The organism is Marinoscillum sp. (assembly GCF_040222955.1).
Classification (GTDB): domain Bacteria; phylum Bacteroidota; class Bacteroidia; order Cytophagales; family Cyclobacteriaceae; genus Marinoscillum.
In genome coordinates this window covers 259,229-283,505 of the sequence record NZ_JAVKCA010000009.1, presented here as the reverse complement: position 1 = coordinate 283,505, position 24,277 = coordinate 259,229, and the positions used below count along the sequence as shown (strand labels likewise).

The following is a 24,277-nucleotide window of genomic DNA, read 5'->3' as shown; positions in this document are numbered from 1 at the left end:
ATATACCCCTATTTAGGTAATTTCTAAAATGCATTTTTCGGCTTTATTCGCTTGTTCTGCCTAGTTTTGAGCTATGTGGAATGAACAAACAATACTCATTGTCCTGCTGGCAATCATCACCATCGATTTCGTATTTGAGCGGGTCATCACTGCACTCAACAACAGAAGCTCTAAAAAACCGATCCCCCCGGAGCTGGACGGAATTTACGATAGCGAAAAGTATGCCAAATCGCAGGCGTACCAGCGCGCCACTTCAAAATTTGGCACCCTTACAGCCACAATGAGCTTTGTGCTCATGTTTGCAGCTATTTATTTTGGGTGGTTTGGCCTCCTGGATAAGTGGTTGCGTGGATTTTCACCTTTTGCGCCGCTCACCACCCTCATGTTTTTTGGGGCGGTGTTCGTTATTTCTGATGTTTTTGGGACGCCCTTTTCCTGGTATCAGACATTTGTGATTGAGGAGAAATTTGGGTTTAATAAGATGACCCAAAAAACCTTTTGGCTGGACAAAGTGAAGGGCTATGTACTCACGCTTCTAATAGGAGGTATCCTGCTGGCAGCGCTCATATACCTGGTGATGGCTATGGGGAGTGGCTTTTGGGTCTATTTCTGGATCATCATCACCGTGTTTATTTTGTTCCTGAATATGTTTTATACCTCGCTACTGCTGCCGCTTTTCAATAAGCTGAAACCGATGGAGGAGGGACCTCTGAAGGAATCCATACAGGCCTACAGTGAGAAGGTGAATTTTCCCCTGAAGAATATCTTTGTGATGGATGGCTCCAAAAGATCGAGTAAAGGGAATGCCTTTTTCTCAGGACTGGGGAAGAAGAAAAAGGTAGTGCTTTTTGATACGCTGATCGAGCAACATACTACCGAAGAGCTCACGGCTGTTTTTGCGCATGAGGTGGGTCACTTTAAGAAAAAGCACATTATCCTGGGTACGGTGATCAGCATACTCACCATTGGGTTGATGTTGTTCCTTCTTTCCAAAATGATCTTCAACAGTGAGGTGAGCTGGGCCATGGGCGGGGATACCACAGCCCTTCACCTGAACATGCTGGCGTTTGCGATCCTGTACACCCCGGTATCCAGGATGCTTGGACTGTTTAGCAATGCGCTGAGCCGAAAAAATGAGTTTGAAGCGGACGAATACGCGGTAACTACCTATGCTGGTCAGCCGCTCATAGATGGACTGAAGAAACTAAGCAGTGATCACTTGTCCAACCTCACCCCTCATCCGGCCTATGTATTCGTGCACTACTCGCATCCTCCGCTGCTGGAGCGCGTAAGGGCCATGCGGCAAAAAATGTAAGTCATGAAAAAGAGCTATTGGATATATGGAGGGGCCACAGGCATACTTTTGCTGCTGTTACAAGTACTCCACTACCGCGCCATAGTGAGAGATCTTCGTTTGGAAGTATTCGGGGTGGTCATTGCGGTGATTTTTATGGTGCTGGGAGTGTGGGTAGGAATCCAACTCTATAAGCGACGCCAGACCACCCTTATTGATCGATCCAGGGCGCAGGCGCTTCAGCTAAGTGCCCGGGAGACTGAAGTGCTCGGCCTGCTGGTGGATGGCTGCTCCAATCAGGAGATCGCCGACCGCCTGTTCGTGTCGCTCAATACCACCAAAACCCACCTCTCCAATATTTACCAGAAGCTCAATGTATCCAGCCGAACACAGGCCATTCAGAAGGTGCGGGAGCTTGCCAGTTTGAGCTCACCAGAAAGTACTAAAAAGTAGAAATCACCCGAAAGTATGACAGGTACTTTAGTTTTTTTATTTTCCTTGGAGCCTTATTTCATTCATTCTAAAAACAGAAAACATGAATACGCAACTTAAAAAGGCTTTACAATTTGGACTGGTCGGTGGCTTGGTCGTCATTACCAGCTGGTGGATTACCCAACTCTTTTTCGCTCCGGCAGAAGGCGAACCCTATGACTTTTCCCAGGGTGAGTTTTTGGGTTACCTGACTATGATTCTGGCGCTTTCTGCCGTATTTATAGGAGTTAAAAACTATAGAGACACTACCCTAGGTGGGGTGATTTCATTCAAAAAAGCTTTCTTCATGGGACTTTACATTGTGCTGGTGGCTTCCGGTATTTATGTAGTGGGCTGGATGATCTACTACCCCAATTTTATGCCCGACTTTATGGACCAGTACGCAGCCCACCAAATGCAGGAGTATGCCAAAGAGGGAATGAGCGCCGGGGAGATAGCGGTGAAGCAACAGGAGATGAAGGATTGGATGGAACTCTATGAGAATCCTCTGGTGATGGCGGGATTGACTTTTATGGAGATTTTTCCGGTAGGCTTCCTGATATCGGCCATCTCTGCGGTCATTTTGAAAAAGAAAAAGTGAGTCGGTTGCCGTCCTGAGAAAAATTTCCGTAATTTTCTGAAAGCCCCATCCAAGTGTCACGTCCATGTGGAGAATGTCTGGCTTTAAGCAAATTACGGAATGAACAAGCAACTGGAGAGCCTCATTACAGCGGTTGCCCTCTTTATATTTAGCCTGGTGGTAGGTCTTACCGGGTTCACCCTCATAGAAGAACTGAACTTTGTCAATGCCCTTTATATGACAATCATTACCGTGGGCACCGTGGGCTTCACTGAGGTGAAAGAGCTGAGCTCGGCGGGAAGGGTTTTTACTTCGATTTATATCCTCATGAACCTCGGGCTTTTTGCCTATGTGGTCTCTGTAGTCTCCAGCTATTTTTTCGAGGGAAAACTAAAAACTATTTTTGAAAGCTATCGATCGGGTATGGAAATCAGTAAACTAAAAAATCATGTGATTGTCTGCGGATTTGGACGCAATGGGAGTATGGCTTGTGATGAGTTGCAAAGGAGTGGTAAAGAATTTGTGATCATTGAAAAGGATCCGGAGATGTCTCAGGTGATTCCTGATTCGATGAAGCAGTTCATAGGAGATGCCACAGAAGATGATCACCTGCGTATTGTGGGCATCGAAAAGGCCAGCACGATTATCATCACGACTCCCTCAGATGCCGCCAATGTCTTTATTACGCTCACGGCACGTCACCTCAATGATAAAATCATGATCATAGTGAGGGCCTCCAGCAAAGACACTGAGAATAAGCTATACAGGGCGGGCGCCAATAAAGTGGTGATGCCGGATATACTCGGGGGGATGTTTATGGCTCAGCTGGTCACCAAGCCCATTGTCATTGAGTTTCTGGACCTGCTGAATGGAGTGTCTGAAACCAGCTACCACCTGGAGGAGGTTGGTTATCAAAATCTGAAATCCGAGTATAAGGACAAGACATTGAAAGAGCTGAACATAGCCGCCTCCACGGGTGTGATTGTGCTGGGGGTAAAGGATAACATCAAAGGGCTGATCCCCGCACCCTCACCTGACACCTTCATTGGCGAAGATGATTACCTGATCGTTCTCGGCTCTGATAGCAAGCTGAAGGCATTTGTGAAGGAGTATACCGTGCTTAATTATAGTGATTTATGAGTTTCATTGGTTCCCATTCATAATTTGATATAGATGAGTAGAAAATTTGTTTTAGTGATTCTGATGGTATTGGTAAACTCCTTCCCGGGCTTCACTCAACCACTTGATGTTGATAATGGCTATGAAAGGGGAAAAATGGAAAATGGGTATAAAGTAGGTACCTGGGAGTATATGGGAATTGACCGGTCAGTTGAACTCAAAATAGATTACGATAGAGGGGCACTAATTTACCTTAAGCCTGACACTAACAAATACTTAGTGATGATAGATTCTGTCTGGACCTATAAGAAGGTGAATCCTCACCCCAGGTACCTTGGTAGCTACGGCGAATTTTATACGATTTTGGGAAATAATTTAGATTATCCGACAGAGGCACGAAGAGATGAGGTGGAAGGAACCGTCTTCCTCAACTTTGAAGTGAACCAAGTTGGCAAGGCAGTCAATATTCAAGTTTTGAACGATAGTGGTGGTTATTTCACCGACGAAATAATAGATACATTCAACCTGATTCCAAACCTATGGTTAACTGCTGCCTGCGATGGAAAGAATGTCTGCTCTAAATTCGTTTTGCCATTTTATTTTAAGCTCACAGGAGGAAAAGAATCCTCCGTTTTTGATACAAACACTTTGAATTTTCTTGATGGAAAAAAGTTGGAAGAAGTAACTGTAACTACCCCAAGATCAAAGCATTAACTCAGTGGAATGACGATAAAAAGTATATTTCATCTATTAGATCAGCTAATGTCTTGGTTCGAGCCTTCGATTACCAGCCATAGGCTATTGACCAGACGAACCAGCATGATTTCTAATAGATCCCATTGCTCTCTAAGAAATTCCGAGCATCTACGCTGCCTGCAATGGATGCTTTTTTGATCCAATCAATCCCTTCAGACCTGTGGCCGGTTGCCATATGAGCAAGGCCCAGGTAATACATAGGAACTGTATGAGTGGGATCTAATAGGTTGGCTCTTCTAAAATCAATGAGGCAGAGTGCAAATTTTTTAGTGTAGATACGGGCAATTCCTCTATTGATGAGTGAATTGAAATCTTCTGGGTTCTTTTCAATCAATAGGTCGAGTTTTGGCAATGCCTCCTCGAATTTCATATGTTTTACGAGCAAACTTGAGTGAAGCATAAATGCCTGTAAATGGAAGTATTCGCCGGATGTAATAGTCTCCAGTTTTTCTATGGCTATGATATCACGGCCCTGCTCCAAATCTACAATTACATCTTTATAAAGTAAATCGGCCCTGATTTGATGGAGATGGTAGCTCAGCTTATTATTTCTTTCCCAATCAGAGATTAGTTTGAGTACTACTTGAGTTTCGTCTTGTTTTAGCAGGAAAATGATTTTCTCCTTTATTATTTCCGGATTGTCCGGACAAAGCGAAAGGGCAGAGTCAAGTCCGGGAACTACTAAGTTTTGATTAGGCTGATTTAGAGCGTCAATGGCCAAAATGATGCAATTATTGGGGTAAAGCTTTAGCGCTTTTTTTCTCCAATTGTTGGCGTATCCAGGGTGATTGGTTTGATTGAAGTAATTAGAAATGATTAGGGCGCAAATGGCACAATCCTCTTTCTCTTTGAGCATCGCAATTGCATTGAGTTTTTGATCAACAAACCCCATGGTCAGCGTCATTTCTAATAATTGAGATGTTGGTCTATCATACTTTTCTCGTTCGTGCTCAAATAAAACGACCAAGTCATAAATGCCGGGCGTCTTCAAGCTGTAATTGGAGGATTGGGAGAGAAGAAGAGGACCCATTATCATGAGAGGGCTCGTTATTCTTTCCTGAACGATGAGATATGACAACTCTCTTAACGAGGTATAGGCTTCGAAGTAACTGTTGAGACCAATGAGTATTTTGATTTTTAACTCCAAAGCTTCATCTGATTCAGGATTGAATTCAAGGGCCCTGTTGATATACTCAAGGGCGGTATAAAGCTGTGGCCCTTCGTCAAAGTCTAATTTTGCTTTTAAGAAATAGATTCTCTCATTTTCAAAACCTGACTGCAGCACATCGTCGAGTGTTGTTCTTAATTCGAACCATGACCTACTTCGTTCATGAACTTCTATCAAAAGCAATTTGACTTGTATAAGGTCCGGGTTTATTCTTTCTGCTTTCTCCAGAAAGCTTTCGGAAGCTTTGATATGACCCTGGTTTGCTTCCACAAATGCCAGCCCAATGTAGCCTAATGGACTATCCTTCGATGAATTTTTGATGGCCTGAAATATTAATTCAGCTTCTTTTATTCGGTTAAGAGCTGTTAATAGAACCCCTTTCTGGTACTTTGCTTCTATTAAAAAAGGATCACTGAAGATCGCTCGATCGTATTGTTGCAGGGCCGAGTCAGTCAGCAACATTGATTGAAGACAAAGGCCTTTGAAGTAGTAACCCAGCGCTTTTTCTGCGCCATACTCTATGAGATCATTCGAAGCCAGCAGTCCAGAGTCAAATTGGTTGCTTCTGAGTAGATTAATGATCTTTTCTGCATCCGTCGAAAGATTGGAGTTTTCCAGGTGAAAATCTCTGGTGAATTCAATGATGGGCTTAAACCCGACTCTGAATGATTGTGAATATCCTGAAAAAGTAATCAAGACAAAAATCCAGATAGGCACAATTCGTTTCATAATCATGGGTGGCGGTTGGTTCAATGTGCAATAATAGGATTTTTTCAAAAAAATGGAAGGCGATGCGCCTGCAGCTTGCTCTGGGGTGGTGAATATTGACAGATCCCCTTGACATTTTAGGACGTTGATGCATTGTCAGGCTCGAGCCTTCAGAGTGTAAGACAACGCCGATCCATCTACTTTATCCGTTTGAATTTTTTCTATCATCCTTAAACGCAAGTTTCCGCAAACCTCCAAGGTTTTTAAAACCTTGGAGGTTTCTGGCATGCCCGCACAAGGCAGAAAATAATTCTTGACATTGTCTACAAAGTGGCCTACTCTTTCACAAATCACAAATCATCCCAGCCTCCTTAATGATTTTCTCCATTTTGGACCTTTCCAGTCCTAGTCCTTCCAGGGCGTTTGGTTGATCGCAGAGGGTTTGGGCCAGCACGATTCCTTTTCCCATCAGGAATTCTTTGTTGGATTTGGAAAGAGCCGCAATGGTGGTGATCGGATACAACCCGTATCTGGTTACAAGGCTCTTCAGGCTGCCCTGTGCAGGGTAATCCCAGCTGAGTAGCTGCAGTCCGGAGCATGTGCCGAAATCAATGGCGTCTTTGGTAAACCGCGCATTGGTCACCACCCAGCCTTCATGTTTTTTGTGACCGATATGTGTATCATTTTTCCAGACGGCCTCCAGGTCTTCAAAGCGGGACTTGATGTACAGCGTCACCTTCACATCGGTTTTGTAGCCTAGCCGGTTATGGAATTTGCATTCCATCATCCTGATCACTTTTTCATTTTCGGCATATACATCTACCTCGTGGGTCACGCACCTGCCAGGCATTACTGTGCCCACCTTCACGGTAAACCCCTGGGCCTTCATCAGTTCCCCTATGAACAGCTCAAACGGATACCCTGTGGGGCCCATATTCAGGATGGCCTTTTTCAGGCCGTACCGTGAAGCCTTGGACTGGGCATGATTTTTCAACAGGCGGTGAGCACGCTGATAAATTTGCCGGGTGGTGATGCCATCGTGGAGTTCGTCAGTGATTTTCCGGGAAATTCGCGCTGTGGCGGACTCGGTGGCCCCGGCATCCAGCAGGCTTTGCCGCAGTTTATCAATGTCAAACGGGGTGGTTTCTCCCGAATACTTTACTACCTGTACCGACGATGGCTCCATTTACTGTATGATTGATTTTACTCAAGATAAAATGGTTTACTGATATTTCACCCAATGGCCTGCCCGATTAGCATGAGTCCACTGATCACCATAAAGGCAATCGCCCATTTTCTGAAACTTAGGTCACTGACTTTGTGTAGCACCTTTTTGCCCAGATAATTACCTGCCGAAATGCCGATGCCCAGGGCAAGGGCCTGGTGCCACTCTACGGTGGACATAAGCCCGAAATAGGTGTAGGACCCGATCTGCGCCAGTCCCATAAAGAAGCTATTGGCTGTTTTGGTGGCAATCAAAGCTTCTTTGGAAAGACCCAGGTTGAGGTAAAAGGGATTGAGTAATGGTCCGCCGGCTCCTATGAGTGTGCCGATGGCTGAGATCACCACACCCAAAGGTGCCAGTAGGGGGAAGGTCATAGGAAAGGAGCGTTCCTTTTTGCCCCATCTGTACTGAAACACCGTACTGACCAGAAACAGACCGACGATTAACTGAAGCACCGGGAGGTTGGCTCTGGAGAAAAGAAAGCCTGCACCCAGCGCACCGAGGACGGCAAACGGTGCATACCAGAGCACTGCCCGCCAGCTGATGTGGTGCCAGTAAAGAACCAGCCGCACTGGGCGCCCCAGCAGGTTGCCGGCATTCAGCACCGGCGCAGTGCTATTGACGCCTATCAGCAGGTTCAGTATGGGTACCAGGAGCAGAGCTCCGCCGCCAGCCGTAAGGGTGGATATGCTAAAAGCTACCATGCCACTGAGCAGCAGTAGGAGGAGGGTAAACAGGTACTCTAGGTCCATGGGACATTGATTCTAAGGTGAAGAAAACATAGTCGTAAGGAGTGACCGTACGGTGAGGTTTTCAGCTCCTTGCTGTGATTTCAAGGTTCGATTCACTAAAATTATGCAAAGAAAACTTGTCGTAGCGATTTTGGGAAAGCTTCATACAGAGAGGGAACTGATCAATGCTGATAAAATTCAAATTTATCGACTGGCAAAGCTTGCGTCTAAAGATGAGACTACTTTTAGAGCCGTGTGTGATCATGTGAATTTCTTTGTGACCTTCAACGACCGCCAAACCCTGAATACCACTTACGCCAACCAAACCCTGGAAAACTGGATGGAACTGGATCGGGAGCTGATCATAGCACTTGGTTTTAAGCGCATTCGTCAGATTTCAGATACGGAAGTGCTGAACAGGGCCATTCGTGAGGTTCAGCGGTTTGAGCGCACCTATCCTGATGGGCAGCGATTTTGCTCCTATTTACAGCGCATTTACTTTCGGGGTGGCTATCAGTGGATTTCCACGCACAAGACCATTTTTGATGATCAGTCGTACCTCAACTGTGGGTATGATATTCAGACCCTGGGTAAGCCGGGTGCCATGATTCGGGATTTACTGGATGAGGTGTTTGTGGAGAAGAATGCCTGGGAGCGATTTGAGACGCTTGGTAAGCGCGAGCGTGAAGTACTGGCGCTCGTGGCACGTGGATATACCAGCAAAGAACTTTCAGAATTGCTGTTTTTGTCTGAGCATACGGTGAAGACTCATCGTAAGAACATCCTGGCCAAGCTGGAGATCTCCAGCAATGCGGAGCTCGTGCGTTTTGCTCAGGCGTTTGAGTTGATCTAGGTACCTGAGCGCTTAGGCTTCCGGCTTGTTTCTAAAAGTGCGAACCGTAAAGAAGATTGACAAGGCAAAAATAAAAGCCACCATATAAAATTTGATTTGCTCAGAGAAGTAATCGCCACTCTCAGGCGCTTCGGCTGCAGCCTCCTGGGCTTGGGCCATCATGAACATACCGAATAAGTAGACTGAAAGGAGTATTTTTCTTACCATGGCCCTAAGATAAAAGATGTAGCTGGAATGGCCAATTTATTTGGGAGGACCTGTTTGAAAGGGATGGGCATCCAATTAATTTGAATGTTTATTCCGCATGCAAAAAGACTGCATCTCGGTCAATGGGAAAGATGGAGAGAAGGACATCAAGCAATTAATGGATCAAAACCGCAACGATCTGGAAGCCCCTCGAACGACTGTTAAATAAATGATAACTTTTCACTTTGTTGATCTACAATGTAAAGAAAATGGAAAAATGGTTGCATGACATCTAAGTAAAGTAAAGAAAAACGCGAAAACATTACATTAACTAACTGCCCGTACTTTGAAAGGGTTGTGGAGTGGCTTACAGGTGGTAGGCGAATGCTGGTGTGACTACACCTTATAGCGGCTGATGCAGGCAACTGATACGGAATACCGCTTTAGCTGCGGGGGATCGTGTTAGGTAGGATGAATGTCATATCAAGGGGAGCGGTGAAGGGGTATTAAGATCCGTGGATGATGCTTTCATAGGGGTACCCTTTGGGGGAAGTCTTAGCTTGACTCAAAAACCGTGTTTATGGGTTGTATACGCTTTAATTTGGTTGAATTTTGGTTGAATAAATCGGGAATTATTGGGAAATCGGGTTGATTTTATTGTGATTTTGGTGATGTAAAATTGGAATAATTGGAATTTGAGGGTGATTATTTGGGTGTACTTCCATTGATTCGAGCCAATAGCAACTTGATCTCCTCGAGCAATTCGTTAAAACTAAGACTATTTCCATAGATCATCTCTTTCTGCATGGTGTCATAGTCTTTGGCCCAAGCCTCAATCAAGTGATGCGGTGGGACGGAATTCAAGTTTGGAGGATAGTGAGAGTTGTAATCAATGCCAGACAAATAGTTATAAACATTTCTATGTTCTACAATTGATTTGTATAATTCATGATCTTCAATTGCCTGAGAAGCATAACTTGTCTGACTGATCTGATGAATATCGTACAGGTGCCTACTCAATCTATCAATACGTATTTTATCCTTTGGTCTCTGGAATTCCTCGTGGAGCAAGAATAACTTCTCGAGGAAAGTTCGCTCCGGATTCACTGACGGCACTAATATGGGGTCATCCGTGAAGGGAACATCTCCAAATTCTTCGGCAATTGCAGACCTGATTTGTCTGATGGTAAATGGTTCTCTCAGAGAACGACTGCCAAGCTCAACCAAAACCCTTGGCTCCATGTACTTTGATGGGTCAACCACATTCGGATAGTAGATTTCAAGAATTAGCGGATCCTGGTCTGTGGATGTCACAGACCTTTGTCGAATTTCCACTTCAAGCCCGTTTAGTGCAAATTGATTTTGCAGCTCCGGTAGAAAGGTTTCTGAAATGAAAGAGAAAGAGGCTCTTCTCAATTTGTTTATTTCCTTTTTTCTGGTGAGTTCATCGGAAAAACCTAAAAACTTTTTATCCAGGGCCAAATCAATATCTTCGGAAAATCTTGAGATCAGCTGCCATGCCTTACTCAATGAGGTACCGCCTTTGAAAACCACATGAGGTGCAATTTGTGTCTGAAATACAGCCTCAAGAGTACGAACCACCCACCAATCCTTTTCAACAGCGAACTCTGGAAGACCTGTTGTATAGGTGACGTTTGTGAAAATATCCAGTTTGTCACTATCGCTCAATTTGTAAAATTCCAAGTATCCCATTACAATGCTTTTGCCATGATCTCTGCTATCCATTGCGGGGCAAGCCGAATGTCATGTTTTAGGTCTTCGTATTTCTCTTTTTTGAGTTGTGTGATTACTCTTTTCTCCAGATCCTGATCAAGGTTTGTCTGGCCTATTTCACTTAATGCCGGTATTGCCAAAGAGCTGAGCTTACCTTTGAATGCAAGCTTTTTAGGTGTCACTCGCTTAAAAGTGATTTCTGTCTTTCCAATATTGATTTTCCTTGCACTACCATCTGTCAGATATGTTAACTTCAAAGGTACCTGAGTAGTAAGTCCCAGTTTATACATAGCCATGGCTCCTGTTGGGGTTATTCTTGCATGATCACGTTTGGCGATGGCTTGAGCCAGGGCTTCCAAGGGTGGCATGGTCTCCATTTTTAGCAAGTCACTATAACCAGGCTTTACATAAATCCCTTTGGCTAATCGCTTTAGTACCCCTCGTTTTACAAATCTGTGCATAGCACTCTTAATTGCTTCACTACTTCCAAATTCACGGAAATCCTCTGTGAACAGAATTTCCTTGTCTGGTTTGCTGGCAATTAGATCATGTATATCTACTGTACTTGGCATGTTCTTGAAATATGAAACTATCAAATATATGTATTGCAACTAAGATTTAACAAAATAGTTGCAAAATGTGATATTATGGTTGCAATAAATTGGAGTCCCAGAATCTAATAATATGTGACAGCAAATCTTCTTTACTGATATAGGACTATTTGGCAATGCAAACATTAAAAGCTATTTGAGAGAATTTGAACCGCTCATTTCGAACGGTTCTCATCCTTCCTCATAAGGAATTAAAGATTCTGTTACCCTAAAAGCAAAAAAAGACACCTCATAATGAAGTGTCTCTTTGTGCACTCGGAAGGATTACTCATACGCACAACCATGCGCGCTACCCCTCGTGAATTCGGATCAAGCAATAAAGTTGTGGGGAGATTGTATTAAAGGTTGATAGTGATCCGCAATCTGACATCTCATATGACTCAATCCAACCGATTGGCTACTAACCCTTCATTTTCTTTGCTTGCCCCGGGCCGCGAAGGCAAAGAAAACAGTACGTTAAACGACAATAGGCACCAACCTAGCCGGTCGCACGCAAAAAATCATTTTGACTCATCGTTTTTGGCCCTTTTTTAAAACTTTCTGGAGTCAAAATGATTCACACTTGTCCCGGCCGGGCAAGCCTTGGATGCCCCACCCACCTTTGCGTCCTAACGTTTCTTAATTCACAGTGGATTAATTCGTTTTTTCAGAATATAACTATATAGTAATACCCCACACGAATGTTGCTTGATCCGTGAATTCCGCTGTACTCCATTTACTCATACGCACATCCATGCGCTTAGCCTCTCGTGAATTCGCTACGCTCATTTCGAACGGTTCTCATCCTTCCCTAAAATACATTTGAAACAAAAAAAGCATCTCCATACGCTAATGAAGATGCTTTCACTATTTTGTGCACTCGGAAGGATTCGAACCCTCAACCCCCAGAGCCGAAATCTGGTATTCTATCCAGTTGAACTACGAGTGCATTTCCAAAATTGGAATGCAAATATAACGGCTTATCTGATTAAGAATGAAGCAAACATTTAATAAAGTCAATGCCCCGGGATTACATTTCAATAAGATGGAGAAATTCATGCATAAATACCGCACCACTCTAGCCTGAGACTTATAATTTTGCGGCATGACGATTGAAGAAGTGCACCAGCTATTGCAAAACAGACGATCTGTATACCCGGATCAGTATTTAGACAAGGTAATACCCGACCAGCTGATCCGAAACATCCTGGAAAATGCCAACTGGGCCCCCACACACAAGCTCACAGAGCCCTGGCGCTTTAAGGTCATGAAAGGGGCCACCCTTAAGAAATTTGGCACCTTCATGGCAGAAAAATACCGGTCACTCAATGGCCTGGAATCGTTCTCGGTAGCCAAATACGAGAAGCTAAAGATGAACCCTCAGAAGGCCGGGGCGCTGATTGCCATTTGCATGCAGCGTGATCCGCGGAAAAGAGTGCCTGAGTGGGAAGAGATCGCTTCTGTGGCCATGGCCGTGCAAAACATGTGGATCACCTCCTGCGCCTATGGCATTGGTTGCTACTGGAGCACGCCTGATTTGCTGGAGTATTTCTCTGAATTTGAGCCGCTGGCAGATGAGGAGCGCTGCATTGGCTTGTTCTACATGGGCTATGCCAACCCACCGAGTGGTCGGATCAGAAGAAAACCAATAGAGGAAAAGGTCAAGTGGCTGTAGACATTACCATTCCACGGTGACCATCAGGTTGGGCGCAAAGCCAATGGCATAGCGATCTACCAGAAAGGCCGTGGGTCTGCCGGCCCTGACCGCTTTATCGGTGAGGTTTTGCTGGTTGTACACATTGATCAGGGAGAGGCCGAAGGTAGCGCTCCATTTTCGCTCCGCTGTTCTGGGCAGTTGGTAGGAGGTGGACAGGTTCAGCGTGTGCACGGCCGGATACCTGTCTTCCAGATCGGTATAGCTGTCAATGGGTCTTGGCGCATCGGGGGGCAGCCGGTTGACAAATCTGTAATAGCTGGTTTCAGCCTCACTCACACGGAACGACCGGGCATACTGTCCGGAGGCATAGTTCCATCCCAGTGAAAATTTCCAACCCTGTTGCTGTAAAGCACCACCTACATAAAATACGTGCGGCTGGCTGAATTGCGATTCATATCGGGTGTCGCTCGCTGTATCCACCCTGATTTTTGATTCGGCCCAGGAGTACCCGGCCCATACAGAAGTACGGCTGTTGAGTTGCTTTTTGATCAAAAGGTCTACACCATACATCTGGTGCGAGGCAAAGTAAAATTGCCCGCGTGAAGAGAACCTCCCGGCACTGTAGTAGGAAATGTTGTCGGCGGTCTTGTAGTAGCCCTCCATGTCAATAATCCATGATTTAAGGTTAAGTATCGCTCCTGTCATAGACTGCATGCCGTGGATGATCCGGGCATCCTCATGATCGGCAAGCAGCCAAAGCTCATTGTCAAACCCACCTCCGCTAAACTCCAAAACCTTTACCTGGCTCAGGTACTGGTAGTACCATCCTGTAGAGCCCTTCAGGGTGAGTTGCCTGTTGGCAAAGTAGTTCATGAAAATGCGAGGCGCTACTTTGAGGTCATTCAGTCGACTATAGTAGTTGGCCCGGGCGCCAATCTGGACATATAGTTTTTTGGAAGAGTTCCATTCAAAATTCACAAACGGAGAAGTGGTGTGGGCATATTCATCACTGCTTCGGGTTTGCACAAGGGTGTCACGTGTGTTGATGTCCTGATAATCAAAATAGGCATTCTGATACTTATAGTCCAGGCCAAATTGCAGGCGGTTTCCCCGTGCAAGGTCAAGGGAAAATTCCTCCCGAATGCGGAAATCCGTAAGTTCGTTGGTCGAATACGTCTCAGGTAGTTTAGGAGTTCCGGATTGGGGCGGTGTGATCTGATTCCTAAAGGCAAACTGGTAATTGGAGGAGGTGGCCGAGAGCCTGGATACCAGCCTGGGGCCGATCACCGATTTCCACTTCAGGTTAAGTCCCAGGTTATCGATCCGATTGGATTCATCCGAATTTTTGAGAGAAACCTGATAGGCTACATCGGATCGGGAGTAGACTGAGGTGAGGGTGATAAGGTTGTTTTTGTTCACCTGACAGGTCATTTTGCCTACATAATCTTCAAAAATCACCTTGATATCTTCCTGTAGGTTTCCCACAGAATCCAGCAAGGCAGATGCGGCAAAGACCATCTCGGACATCGATCTGAGCTTGGGGGAGCTGAAGGAGTATGGATAGGATCTCCGGGCACCTATAGAGAAGCCAATTTTTTTGTTTTTGGATGGGAGCTTGGCATAGCCCATTCCATAGAGGGTATTGGATCCGATACCAGCACTCAGGGTCTGCTGTGGCTCATCGGATGAGTTGATTTCCAGGGCGCCGCCCACACGGCCGCCCATTTTGGGGTGAAAGCCATTGCGGTATACCTTCACATCGTCCACCATCTTGGGGTTGTATGGCGAAATGGTGCCGTAGTAGTGACCTCTGTGGTAGATGGGGATGTCATTGAAAAGTATGAGCGATTGGTCCGTAGAGCTCCCTCTGATGAAAAGGTTACCCGGGCGGTTGTCCGGCGTGGTAATGCCGGGAAGTGCCGCCAGGGAAGCAAAGATATCACCGTCAGTTTCGCCAGGGAGGAGGGGGAGATCCGACACTTTGATGGAAATGCTCTGGCTGGAGGGGTTCATATTAATCCCTTTGGTGAGGTAGTCCTCTATGGTCACTCCCCTCAATTCAATAATCTGAGACTGAAGGCTAAGCGCGATTGACCTGCTGTTGATAAGCTGGTCAAAAGAGACCGGTCTGCGGTTATAGCCGAGGGCGTAAATTTCCAGCTGATCGGTCGGAGTGGGTTTATAACTAATAATGAGGGTACTGTCTGATGCTGTGCTGGCCACAGGCTGCCCATTCACCAGTGCTACGGACTGGGACGGGGAGATCATCTTTCCATCTATGGAGTCCGTGAGGCTGATGGAATATAACCGCTCGGCCAGTGCAATGGTGTAATACAGCTCATCTACCTGACTTACCCTGAGGGGATACTGCCCTTCAACGAACGCAACAAAGTCGGCGATATCCATGGAGTCTGAAGTCATGGGCATTTCCATCTGCTCCAGTAGCTCCGGATCGTAGGAGAACCTCATACCTGTTTGCTCCTGATAATGGTGGAGGTAGGCGGTTAAGGAAGGGTCATCGGTGGACTGTCCACTGGTGTGAATTGCCCAGCATACGCCCAGTGAGACCAAAAGCACCTTTGTCATAAGCTTACTCACTCAGGTATAGTTTGTTTGCTTTTACTTCATAGTTAATACCCAGTGGGTCAAACACGATTTTCAGCGCCAGGTCAAGGTCTTTATTAGGAATAGATCCCGTAAACCTTCGCTCCAGGTTCACCGCATTTTTGATGATGGTCAGGTCATATTCGTTTTCCAGGGTTTTCAACACCAAAGTGAGGGGCACATTGGTGAACTTTGTTTCCTCCTGTAGCCAGGAGGGAATGCTGTCTGTGATGTTAACTTTTTCCTCCCATTGGTAGTGATGGTAGAGATAACCCTCTCCGCCAGCTACTTTGCGAGAGGTTTGTTGCTTGTCACTGGCGCTCACCAGCCCCTCGAAGCAGATGACCTGAAAGGACTCATCAAACTCTGAAACTTCAAAAGAGGTGCCCAGTACCGTCACCTCACCATTTTGAAAACCGACCGAAAAAGGACTGCCTTTCTCTACCCGGAAAAAACCTTTGCCTTTTAGCTGGAGTCTCCTTCCGGATGAGCTCCAGTCATCTTCTGCCCAGGAAATACTGGAATTCGCCGCCAGGGTAACAGAGGAGCTTCCATCCGGCAGTGTGATTTTCTGTATTTCCCCGGCATTGGTGAAATGCACAGTCTGATCGGGGCGCAGAAGCCAGATGCTAAATAGCGCCACCAACACTACGGATGCTGCTACAGACAGAGACAGCCAGCGGGTCATGGTCATGACCCTTCCTTTTTTGGTGACCACTGCAGGGTCGAAAACCACCGCCTCATTGTCCGGGGTCCACTGATCCACTTCCTGAATGATCTGCTTGTATTTCAGGAAGTTTTCCGCACCTATTTCCTGGATCAGCTGCTCCTCACGGAGCTCACCGTTCAGCCATTTGATAATTTGATCATTGTGTTCATTGTCAGCCATCTTGACTCAGATTATGTCTACTAGTGTAACGGGCACCTCGCAATAAACCCTACTTCAGATTTTTGAATTGGATAGCTCATCCAGTTTACCTTTCAGATTTTGGAGCGAGCTAGCAATGTGTTTTTCCACTGTTTTCAAAGAGATATCCAGTGTTTCTGCTATTTCTTTATTTTTCATTTTATCGATTCTGCTGAGCAGAAAAACCGCCCGTTGCTTATCAGGCAGCTCCGATACGGCCATTTCAAGTCTTTCCTTAAACTCGTCATGCTGGTAGAGGTATTCGGGGTTGGTCTCCATCTGTTTTTCTGAGGTGCCCTGCCGATACTGAAACTTCAGGACCACTTTTTGATGATCTACATCGTCCAGAAAAAGGCGGTTGGCGATGGTGAATAAATAGCTTTTGGCTTTTTCGAAAGGAACTTTACTGCAATTGTCCCAAAGTCTGATGAAGGCATCCTGTGCAAAGTCTTTGGCTTTCTCCAGGTCCCCAAATTTGTAGAACAGAAAATTTCTCAGTGGTGTAGCGTGATCACTATGCACCTGGTGGAAGGTTTGTTCTTCACAGACCGATTGGTGATTCATCAATAGGGTTGATTGGTTGGTTTGCCAAAGGTAAAAATTTTGGCAGGAAAAAATAATGGACCAAGATTCACTAAGATACATTACCTACTCAACACATGGTTTAGCCTAACAACAGGAAAAAGACGCACCGGGCAGCCACTATACCCGATGACGTCTTATCACCGCAACATTAATCTTTGATCACCCTTGTCCAGCTTTCCTGATGCGCTGATGTGAGGTGAACCAGGTAAATCCCCGTTTTCCAGGTGGACACATCAAAGGTCTGACTTTGCTTCAGAGTAGTTTGCACCAAGCGTTCGCCGGACAGATTGATGATCTCCACATGGAGTGGCTCACCGTCTGGGTTGGTGATCGAGAGTTTTTCTAACATAGGGTTTGGATAAATTTCAGCCCACGCCGCGGTGGGTTCTGATTCCAGTACCATGATACTTACTTCGAGACAGGAAGAAGTAACGGAACATCCATTCATTTCGGCAATGACCGCATATCCCCCGCTTTTTTCAGGAGAAAATTCCTCTGCATTTGCTCCTTCAATGGGTGTGTTGCTGGCACAATTGATCCATTGATAGGTCACTCCAGCTGTGGCACTGGCGATTAGTTTGGAGTCTTCCGAATGGATTTCTACCTGAACATCCACGACAGTAAGTGTAATGTCTGCACTCGCAGAGCAGCCGTTGGTGTCGGTACCTGTCACCGTATACACCCCACTTGCCGTAGGGGCGAAGGGCACCCCATCTTCCACCTCACCGCTCCATGTATAGCTACTGGCACCGGATCCTGTCAGGGTTATGCTTTCACCCTTACAGAGGGTGGTGGCTGTGGAGCTGGCCGTCACCATTGGGGCTTGGTTGACTGTGATGGTGAGCTGAGCGGTACCCGAGCAGCCGTGATCATCTGTTCCCACGACCGTGTACGTTGTTGTCTGTGTGGGAGTGAAGGGCACTCCATCGGTGACGCCATTGTCCCATTCGTAAGTGGTCCCTCCGGATCCACTGAGTGTTACGGTTTCACCTGCACAAATCTCCGTAGTACTGGCCGTAGCAGTGATTTGCGGAGCCTCATTGACTGTGATCGTGATTGCATCTGAGGCTGTACAGCCATTGGCATCCGTACCTGTGACAGTAAAGGTGGTGGTCAATGCTATGATGAAGCTTTCCCCGTCCGTCACGTTGTGATCCCACATATAAGTATCCGCACCTGATCCTGTGAGGGTAATCTCCTCTCCGCTACACACTGATAGGGATGTGGCGCTGGCTACTACCGTGGGCAGCATATTCACCACAATGGTAATTTCATCTGACGCACTGCAGCCGTTGTCCCCGGTACCAGTCACTGTATAAGTGGTGGTTTCTTCAGGAGAAAAGGGCACACCATCTATGATTCCCCCACTCCAGCTATAGGTGGTGGCGCCGGACCCGGAAAGGGTGACAGACTCGCCCAGACAAATGCTTTCTGAGGAGGTATTGGCCTGAACCTCTGCATCCTCCACGTTGATGGTGATTTCCGCTGAGGCAGTACAGCCATCCGAATTCGTCCCTGTGACCGTGAAAGTGGTAGTTTCCTCCAGCGTGAAGGCTATCCCATCCTCTACGCCCTGACTCCATTCATAGGTAAGGGCCCCGGATCCGGTGAGTGTCACGGTCTCTCCCGAGCATAGGGTAGTTGCCGATGCACTCGCGCTTACCTCCGGCAGGTTGAGTACCGTAATGGTGATTTGATCGGAAGAAGAACAGCCCTCGGAGGAAGTACCGGTTAATGTGTAAGTGGCTGTTGCTTCCGGGATGAAGGCTTCACCGTCAGTGATGCCTTGATCCCAAAGGTAGGTGGCTGCTCCTGAGCCCGTGAGCGTGACGGATTCTCCAGCGCAAATGGCTGTATTATCTGCCAAAGCCTGAACTTCCGGCAGGGCATTTACTGTGATGCTAACAGAGGAAGCTACACTTTCACAATTGTCAAGCGTTTCTGTAACATAATAGACTGTCGTACCGATGGACTCACCAGGCATGTACGCTCCACCTGTAGCAAGTGCTGTGGACAGATCAGCATCCGCGTACCATGTGAGGGTGCCATTCCCTCCTGTGGCAGTCATTGCGGCGAGTGTTTCGCCGAAGCAATAGCTGGCATCTCCTGAGGTAGCCGGGGCATCCGGCGCACCTGATTCGCCCACAGTACCAGAGGCTGTGATCTCACAACCTGACGAAGATTCCTGTATGAGTACGGAATAACTACCTGCTGCCAGGTTGTCAAAGAGACCGGAACCCTGATAGGTTGAGCCATTGTCGATGCTGTATTCGTAATCAGTTCCGGCGCCTCCTGATGCTGCGAATGTTAAGGTGCCGTCAGTGCCGCCACAAGTGGCATCCGTAGCGGAAACAGAGTAGGTGATCTCAGCTGGCTCGGTGATGGTTATTTCCAGTTCATCTGTGCAGTCGTCACCGGAGACTGTCACCGTATAGGTACCAGCAGCCAGTCCGGTTCTGCTTTCGGAAGTACCCCCGTCTGTCCATTCGTAGGTGGGGGTGTCCCCAAAACCGGAGACGGAAATGGTGACCGTACCGTCTGCTTCTCCAAAGCAGGAAGCATCGACCTGTGAGGCAACGAAAATGCTGGTTTCACAGGTGGAGGAGTAGGTGCAGCTACCATCGTCCACATTCGCATTAGGGTTGTAATTAGTTGAAAATGGATCCATGCAGCCGGCTACTGCCACTGCACAGTCCGTTTCTGCTGTGGATTCCGGACAGGAGGGGCCTGGCCCCACACGGAAGGTGTTGTCTACGGAAGTGCCTTTGAAACAACGTGGGATATACGGATAAGTGTCCGTGAGGACGTAGTAGTATGTACCGTAGGGATACTCCGGCGTGACCCCATATCTGCCGTTGCACTCGTCGAGGACGGTGTTGGCTGAGAAGTATTCATAGTCTTCATAATAAAGGCCTGTGTAGTCTCCATCAGGAGCGGATACCCCATCTCCCGGGCGCGTGCCAGATTTGAGGGTATAGCCCGAACCGGCTTCCATGATAGCGCTGGTGTTGTCCTCCGGATCCGAATAGATGTATTTGTAGTACATGGGAAAACCATCGGCCGAGTAGCCCACGATGGGCGAGTGTGCCGAGCCATCAATGCTCAGGTCATCGGCGAAATAATCTGCCGGCACGTCGTGGTAGTGGTATTCTCCGAATGGATTCAGGTGGCCACCATTGTTCCCAAAGTTGGCGCTAAAGATGTAGCGGGCTTCCACGTGCCAGTCTATGTTGTTTTCGCCGGTGGAGGTGTTTTCAAAATACTCAGCAGAGCTGGGATCATACTTCACCCCATTCACGCCCACCCCAAAGGTGTAGGTGAAAGTACAACCTTTGGTGGTTTCGGTTTCTTCATACAGCGGTGTGAACTCACTCGCTTCTTCCGGATAGGCACAGATGGAATACTCTGCATCACTGGTGAGGAGATCAAAGGGTGAGTTGTAACTGTCCGTGTGGTCAGGGTAGTTGTTGGTATAGAAATGCCGGACATTGTCTACGATTTCGTAGCACACGGCATTGGCATCTTCCACGGCGTAGATATCCTCCGGCACACAGGTCTGTCCGTAGGCGAAGAGTGGCATCATGGCAATTAAGAGTATCAACTTTTTCATAAGTCAGGGGTTGCGGGTTAGAAAAATGGTTTATGGCTGAATGAAGGAGGCTTCAATGGTTTTCCTGGAGGCCTTGAGGTCAAATGATTTGGTCACATCATCGATGGCAAACTGAGTACGCACAAAAGCATGATCGTTGTATTGGAGAAGGAAATCGCTACTAACACCTATGGAAGCAATGGGTTCATCTGCTTTGATCATTCGGTAGGCATAGACCACCGTGTTTTTTTCGAGCGTTACCGAAAGCTTCTCATAAGTAACCGGCTGACAATTGACCGTGATCTGGATGTGCGCCTGCAGGTACGCATCTCCGCAGATGGAAATCATCTGATCAGGTGTGCAGTCTGCTTCCTGCATCAGTGCCAGACTGAGCATGCGCTTGTCGATGATGCTTTTGACGTAGAGTTCGTTCCTGAAATTCTCAAAGGTCAGCTGACCTGCCATCTCGCTATGTGCGGAGGAGGGAGTCTGGAGGATAAGGAGGAGGCCCAGCAGGCCCACGGCTTTTTTCACACTCATCATAGGTTGGATTTCCGATTAGTTGAGTGTAAAACGGGAGGTGTTTAAAAAACCCTACTTTGGAGGTGAGGCCGAGCGCACGGTAACTAAAACTTCACACAACCATTAGCTTCCAATTAATTTCTCTTTCTATATTAGAGTTAAGAACCATTGCCTATGAAGACCCTACTCACTTTTGCCCTGTTTATCTCCCTTGGTCTGTGCATCTCCTGCGACCTGGGCCTGGGCATTCACGAACCTACGGAGCTGGAAAAACTCCCGCCTCTGACGACCACCGGTGAAAATACTTTTGGCTGCCTGGTAAATGGGGGGGCGTTTGTAGTGACAAATACGTCACGAATGTCAGCAATATATCAGGGGGGGGTTGTTCAGTTTGGAGCAGAGCAAGAAAAGTCTAACATAACAAAGAGTATTCGCCTCATTCTAGATGACCCCTTATTAGAAAACACAAACTATCAACTAGGTGTAACATCTAACTTTCGGTCAAGATATCGAACAAGAATGGATCCGCCAATTTGTTATTATGAGTATGAAAATACATATGAAGGGTTCGTAGAGTTTACAAATATCAATAAGTCTGATTTCACTATCTCCGGCACCTTCGAGTTTTCCACGGTCACAGCGGATTGCGATACTGTAAAAATCACCGATGGCCGTTTCGATATGCAATACATTCCTTAGATAGTTTGTGGAATCAGTGATTGTTTCCTTTCAGAAAACTTCATTTGTTACCCAATCAGGTATTCCTTAAAAGCTTGGTAGTCATTACCGATCAGTGCGGCTTCTTTCTCTTTTTTCATCAGGTCTGACACAAAGTCGGGCAGTGGTATGTTTTTTCCCAGGGCTTGCTCTACCGTACTCAGAAACTTGCTGTAGTGAGCGGTTTCCAGGAAGAGTCCTGTTTCCTTCTTTTGTAGACCAGCTTTCAGGGCGGCATACCCAATGGCTCCGTGCGGGTCCATTGTGTAGCCATTGGCATCATGGCATTCCTTCATCACTCTCAGGGTTTGCTCATCATTGAGTGTGAAACCAGAGATGTGTTGGATGATGTCTTTGAAGCGCTTTTGGTGCAGTTCCAGCATCCGGGGGTGGTTGCTTGGATCACTCACATCCATGGCATTGGACAAGGTAGGCACTGTAGGCCGGGGCGAATATTGTTCGTCGATCAGGTACCTGGGCACCACGTCGTTGGCATTGCTGGCAGCAATGAACCGATGGATGGGCAATCCCATTTTCTTGGCGAGCATACCGGCCGTGATGTTGCCGTAGTTTCCGGATGGTACAGAGACCACCAGCTTGTCTTTTTTGAGTTGTTTGTACGCTTCAAAATAGTACAGGGACTGAGGCAACCACCGCGCGATGTTGATAGAGTTGGCCGAACTTAGGTTCAGCCTTGCATTGATGTCTTCGTCATGAAAGGCCTTTTTGACCATGGCCTGGCAGTCGTCAAAGTTGCCCTGAACTTCGATGGCTCTGATGTTTTTGCCCAGCGTGGTGAGCTGCTTTTCCTGAAGGTCACTCACCTTACCGCTCGGGTACAGGATGACTACATTCACTCCGGGTACTTCATAGAAGCCCGAAGCTACTGCCCCGCCGGTATCACCAGAGGTGGCCACCAGTATGGTGACTTCTTTGTTTTCTGTTTCGTTGAAGTAACCCAGACACCTGGCCAGAAACCGGGCACCTACGTCTTTGAAGGCATAGGTGGGGCCATGAAACAGCTCCAGGGAATAGATGTTTTTTTCCACTTCTACCACCGGAAGCTCAAAATTGAGGGCACCCTCCAGGATTTCCTGAAGCTTGGCTTCAGGAATGTCATCCTTGCAGAATTGTCTCAGTACCTCAAACCCAATTTGTGGGAGCGAGTAGTAATCGAGGGTTTCCAAAAACAGGAAATCTAGCTCCGGTACTTCCTCGGGATAGTAAAGCCCCTTGTCTGAGGGAAGGCTTTTGATGACGGCTTCTTTAAAGGATACCGGACTGGACTGGCCATTGGTAGAGTAAAATTTCATTTTGCTTTGGTTCTTTTAAAGGATCTGACACCCGTTCGGATTGATTTTGGTCAAATGCAGCATAACCGGGAGATTCACCTTTTGGTACATTTTCTCAATTTTAGTCATACAGGCTTTGGCGGCTTCCGAGCTTTTGAAAAAGGCAAACATACTCGGGCCAGACCCGGAGATGTTAAATCCTACAGCACCAAAATCAAGTGTGGTTTGTTTGACCTTGCCATATTCCGGGATCAGTTGCTTGCGCACAGGCTCAGCTATGCGGTCTCTCACCGCATGGGAAAGTAGCGAATAATCCTCACTATGCATGGCGTGGATGAGCGCACCCACGTTGCCCCACTGCTCACGGGCATCCTTCACTGAAAGTTCTTTGGGAATCAAGCCCTTGGCTTCTGAAGTCTTGATTTCCACATCCGGGAAAATGATGAGCACCCGCAATGCAGCAGGGGTGGGAATGCGGAAGAGCTCCAAAGGTTCGTAACTCCGCACCACCTGAAAGCCGCCAAGCAGGGAAGGAGCCACATTATCAGCGTGATAGCTTTTGGAAGCCAGGGCTTCGCCCTCCAGGGCGAAATCAAGGAGTTTTTCGATTTTCAGCGGATTACCCAATAGATGATTGGCCGCAAACACGGCGCCTGAGGCACTGGAGGCACTGCTTCCCAGTCCACTTCCCGGTTTGAATATTTTCTTGATGTGCACGTCCATGCCCTGATCACTCTCCAGATAGTCCAGCAGTGACTGGATGGCCACCGTGGCCACATTGTTTTTAGGATCGGTCGGAAGGTCGGCACCTTCGGCTTTCAGCACCTTCAGCTTATGATCATTTCGTTTGGTGAGTGTAATCACATCTCCCAGCTGCTCTATGGCAAAGCCAAAAGTGTCATAACCCGGTCCTACGTTGGCCACTGAAGCCGGTGCAAATACTTGAATGCTTTCCAAGTTTCTAAAGTCAAGAGTTCGAAAAAAATTTG

At 47.0% G+C, this 24,277-nt stretch carries 21 protein-coding genes and 1 tRNA gene; 8 read left to right on the top strand and 14 right to left on the bottom strand.

Annotated features, from left to right (window positions below; genetic code table 11):
• The first annotated feature begins 73 nt into the window (after positions 1 to 73).
• The 5 genes from RIH33_RS08745 to RIH33_RS08725 all read left to right on the top strand — a co-directional run bounded on the left by RIH33_RS08745 (position 74) and on the right by RIH33_RS08725 (position 4,178).
• Positions 74 to 1,315: a M48 family metallopeptidase gene (locus RIH33_RS08745; RefSeq protein ID WP_406650534.1), complete on the top strand. Its 1,242-nt coding sequence runs from the start codon at positions 74 to 76 to the stop codon at positions 1,313 to 1,315.
• Between the two features lie 3 nt (positions 1,316 to 1,318).
• A complete protein-coding gene (locus RIH33_RS08740) occupies positions 1,319 to 1,747 on the top strand; it encodes a response regulator transcription factor (RefSeq protein ID WP_406650532.1) in 429 nt (142 codons plus the stop codon).
• An 82-nt stretch (positions 1,748 to 1,829) separates the two neighbouring features.
• The gene (locus RIH33_RS08735) at positions 1,830 to 2,366 is read left to right on the top strand and encodes a DUF4199 domain-containing protein (RefSeq protein ID WP_406650530.1); all 537 of its coding nucleotides are present in this window, start codon (positions 1,830 to 1,832) and stop codon (positions 2,364 to 2,366) included.
• Between the two features lie 99 nt (positions 2,367 to 2,465).
• Positions 2,466 to 3,485 (top strand): potassium channel family protein, encoded by a 1,020-nt coding sequence (locus RIH33_RS08730; RefSeq protein WP_406650528.1) that lies wholly within the window; start codon positions 2,466 to 2,468, stop codon positions 3,483 to 3,485.
• Between the two features lie 33 nt (positions 3,486 to 3,518).
• Positions 3,519 to 4,178, top strand: coding sequence for an energy transducer TonB (locus tag RIH33_RS08725; RefSeq protein ID WP_406650527.1), 660 nt, complete (start codon positions 3,519 to 3,521; stop codon positions 4,176 to 4,178).
• A gap of 112 nt (positions 4,179 to 4,290) precedes the next feature.
• On the opposite strand, the gene RIH33_RS08720 is transcribed toward RIH33_RS08725, so the two are convergent.
• The 3 genes from RIH33_RS08720 to RIH33_RS08710 form a co-directional block, all read right to left on the bottom strand.
• Entirely contained in the window at positions 4,291 to 6,117 is a 1,827-nt protein-coding gene (locus RIH33_RS08720; RefSeq protein WP_406650525.1) for a tetratricopeptide repeat protein, read from the bottom strand.
• A gap of 322 nt (positions 6,118 to 6,439) precedes the next feature.
• Entirely contained in the window at positions 6,440 to 7,282 is an 843-nt protein-coding gene (locus tag RIH33_RS08715) for an ATP cone domain-containing protein (protein WP_406650524.1), read from the bottom strand.
• Positions 7,283 to 7,329: 47 nt separating this feature from the next.
• Positions 7,330 to 8,073, bottom strand: coding sequence for a sulfite exporter TauE/SafE family protein (locus RIH33_RS08710; protein WP_406650522.1), 744 nt, complete (start codon positions 8,071 to 8,073; stop codon positions 7,330 to 7,332).
• Between the two features lie 103 nt (positions 8,074 to 8,176).
• On the opposite strand from RIH33_RS08710, the gene RIH33_RS08705 reads away from it, so the two are divergent.
• Positions 8,177 to 8,905 (top strand): response regulator transcription factor, encoded by a 729-nt coding sequence (locus RIH33_RS08705; RefSeq protein WP_406650520.1) that lies wholly within the window; start codon positions 8,177 to 8,179, stop codon positions 8,903 to 8,905.
• A 12-nt stretch (positions 8,906 to 8,917) separates the two neighbouring features.
• On the opposite strand, the gene RIH33_RS08700 is transcribed toward RIH33_RS08705, so the two are convergent.
• The 4 genes from RIH33_RS08700 to RIH33_RS08685 form a co-directional block, all read right to left on the bottom strand.
• Positions 8,918 to 9,112: a hypothetical protein gene (locus tag RIH33_RS08700; RefSeq protein ID WP_406650518.1), complete on the bottom strand. Its 195-nt coding sequence runs from the start codon at positions 9,110 to 9,112 to the stop codon at positions 8,918 to 8,920.
• Between the two features lie 684 nt (positions 9,113 to 9,796).
• Positions 9,797 to 10,804, bottom strand: a complete 1,008-nt coding sequence (locus RIH33_RS08695; protein ID WP_406650517.1) for a nucleotidyl transferase AbiEii/AbiGii toxin family protein — start codon at positions 10,802 to 10,804, stop codon at positions 9,797 to 9,799.
• Positions 10,804 to 11,397 carry a DUF6088 family protein gene (locus tag RIH33_RS08690; RefSeq protein WP_406650515.1) on the bottom strand — a complete coding sequence of 198 codons (594 nt, stop codon included), beginning with the start codon at positions 11,395 to 11,397 and terminating at the stop codon, positions 10,804 to 10,806. Before RIH33_RS08690 ends, RIH33_RS08695 begins: the two co-directional genes overlap by 1 nt.
• 893 nt (positions 11,398 to 12,290) lie before the next feature.
• A tRNA-Arg gene (locus tag RIH33_RS08685) sits at positions 12,291 to 12,364 on the bottom strand.
• 156 nt (positions 12,365 to 12,520) lie between these two features.
• Here RIH33_RS08685 and RIH33_RS08680 point away from each other — a divergent pair.
• A complete protein-coding gene (locus RIH33_RS08680) occupies positions 12,521 to 13,090 on the top strand; it encodes a nitroreductase (protein WP_406650514.1) in 570 nt (189 codons plus the stop codon).
• A 3-nt stretch (positions 13,091 to 13,093) separates the two neighbouring features.
• Here the strand turns inward: RIH33_RS08680 and RIH33_RS08675 are convergent, their stop codons facing one another.
• From RIH33_RS08675 to RIH33_RS08655, 5 genes are all read right to left on the bottom strand, one after another.
• On the bottom strand, positions 13,094 to 15,670 hold the full coding sequence (locus RIH33_RS08675) for a TonB-dependent receptor plug domain-containing protein (RefSeq protein ID WP_406650512.1): 2,577 nt from the start codon (positions 15,668 to 15,670) through the stop codon (positions 13,094 to 13,096).
• On the bottom strand, positions 15,663 to 16,565 hold the full coding sequence (locus RIH33_RS08670) for a FecR family protein (protein WP_406650510.1): 903 nt from the start codon (positions 16,563 to 16,565) through the stop codon (positions 15,663 to 15,665). The genes RIH33_RS08675 and RIH33_RS08670 overlap by 8 nt, the downstream gene beginning before the upstream one ends.
• 54 nt (positions 16,566 to 16,619) lie before the next feature.
• Complete coding sequence (locus tag RIH33_RS08665) at positions 16,620 to 17,147, bottom strand: RNA polymerase sigma factor (RefSeq protein WP_406650509.1); 528 nt, start codon at positions 17,145 to 17,147, stop codon at positions 16,620 to 16,622.
• Between the two features lie 169 nt (positions 17,148 to 17,316).
• The gene (locus tag RIH33_RS08660; RefSeq protein ID WP_406650507.1) at positions 17,317 to 20,778 is read right to left on the bottom strand and encodes a YHYH protein; all 3,462 of its coding nucleotides are present in this window, start codon (positions 20,776 to 20,778) and stop codon (positions 17,317 to 17,319) included.
• Positions 20,779 to 20,808: 30 nt separating this feature from the next.
• Positions 20,809 to 21,300: a hypothetical protein gene (locus tag RIH33_RS08655; RefSeq protein WP_406650506.1), complete on the bottom strand. Its 492-nt coding sequence runs from the start codon at positions 21,298 to 21,300 to the stop codon at positions 20,809 to 20,811.
• 153 nt (positions 21,301 to 21,453) lie between these two features.
• Between RIH33_RS08655 and RIH33_RS08650 the strand changes: the two genes are divergently transcribed.
• Positions 21,454 to 21,978 carry a DUF6252 family protein gene (locus tag RIH33_RS08650; protein ID WP_406650504.1) on the top strand — a complete coding sequence of 175 codons (525 nt, stop codon included), beginning with the start codon at positions 21,454 to 21,456 and terminating at the stop codon, positions 21,976 to 21,978.
• 47 nt (positions 21,979 to 22,025) lie between these two features.
• Here the strand turns inward: RIH33_RS08650 and thrC are convergent, their stop codons facing one another.
• Complete coding sequence (gene thrC, locus RIH33_RS08645) at positions 22,026 to 23,309, bottom strand: threonine synthase (protein ID WP_406650503.1); 1,284 nt, start codon at positions 23,307 to 23,309, stop codon at positions 22,026 to 22,028.
• Between the two features lie 15 nt (positions 23,310 to 23,324).
• On the bottom strand, positions 23,325 to 24,245 hold the full coding sequence (locus RIH33_RS08640; protein WP_406650501.1) for a homoserine kinase: 921 nt from the start codon (positions 24,243 to 24,245) through the stop codon (positions 23,325 to 23,327).
• Between the last annotated feature and the right edge of the window lie 32 nt (positions 24,246 to 24,277).

Excerpts from the sequence above, each read along its gene's own strand:
- RIH33_RS08745 (WP_406650534.1), top strand. The coding sequence starts at position 74 with ATGTGGAATGAACAAACAATACTCATTGTCCTGCTGGCAATCATCACC.
- RIH33_RS08740 (WP_406650532.1), top strand. The coding sequence starts at position 1,319 with ATGAAAAAGAGCTATTGGATATATGGAGGGGCCACAGGCATACTTTTG.
- RIH33_RS08735 (WP_406650530.1), top strand. The coding sequence starts at position 1,830 with ATGAATACGCAACTTAAAAAGGCTTTACAATTTGGACTGGTCGGTGGC.
- RIH33_RS08730 (WP_406650528.1), top strand. The coding sequence starts at position 2,466 with ATGAACAAGCAACTGGAGAGCCTCATTACAGCGGTTGCCCTCTTTATA.
- RIH33_RS08725 (WP_406650527.1), top strand. The coding sequence starts at position 3,519 with ATGAGTAGAAAATTTGTTTTAGTGATTCTGATGGTATTGGTAAACTCC.
- RIH33_RS08720 (WP_406650525.1), bottom strand. The coding sequence starts at position 6,117 with ATGAAACGAATTGTGCCTATCTGGATTTTTGTCTTGATTACTTTTTCA.
- RIH33_RS08715 (WP_406650524.1), bottom strand. The coding sequence starts at position 7,282 with ATGGAGCCATCGTCGGTACAGGTAGTAAAGTATTCGGGAGAAACCACC.
- RIH33_RS08710 (WP_406650522.1), bottom strand. The coding sequence starts at position 8,073 with ATGGACCTAGAGTACCTGTTTACCCTCCTCCTACTGCTGCTCAGTGGC.
- RIH33_RS08705 (WP_406650520.1), top strand. The coding sequence starts at position 8,177 with ATGCAAAGAAAACTTGTCGTAGCGATTTTGGGAAAGCTTCATACAGAG.
- RIH33_RS08700 (WP_406650518.1), bottom strand. The coding sequence starts at position 9,112 with ATGGTAAGAAAAATACTCCTTTCAGTCTACTTATTCGGTATGTTCATG.
- RIH33_RS08695 (WP_406650517.1), bottom strand. The coding sequence starts at position 10,804 with ATGGGATACTTGGAATTTTACAAATTGAGCGATAGTGACAAACTGGAT.
- RIH33_RS08690 (WP_406650515.1), bottom strand. The coding sequence starts at position 11,397 with ATGCCAAGTACAGTAGATATACATGATCTAATTGCCAGCAAACCAGAC.
- RIH33_RS08680 (WP_406650514.1), top strand. The coding sequence starts at position 12,521 with ATGACGATTGAAGAAGTGCACCAGCTATTGCAAAACAGACGATCTGTA.
- RIH33_RS08670 (WP_406650510.1), bottom strand. The coding sequence starts at position 16,565 with ATGGCTGACAATGAACACAATGATCAAATTATCAAATGGCTGAACGGT.
- RIH33_RS08665 (WP_406650509.1), bottom strand. The coding sequence starts at position 17,147 with ATGAATCACCAATCGGTCTGTGAAGAACAAACCTTCCACCAGGTGCAT.
- RIH33_RS08660 (WP_406650507.1), bottom strand. The coding sequence starts at position 20,778 with ATGAAAAAGTTGATACTCTTAATTGCCATGATGCCACTCTTCGCCTAC.
- RIH33_RS08655 (WP_406650506.1), bottom strand. The coding sequence starts at position 21,300 with ATGATGAGTGTGAAAAAAGCCGTGGGCCTGCTGGGCCTCCTCCTTATC.
- RIH33_RS08650 (WP_406650504.1), top strand. The coding sequence starts at position 21,454 with ATGAAGACCCTACTCACTTTTGCCCTGTTTATCTCCCTTGGTCTGTGC.
- thrC (WP_406650503.1), bottom strand. The coding sequence starts at position 23,309 with ATGAAATTTTACTCTACCAATGGCCAGTCCAGTCCGGTATCCTTTAAA.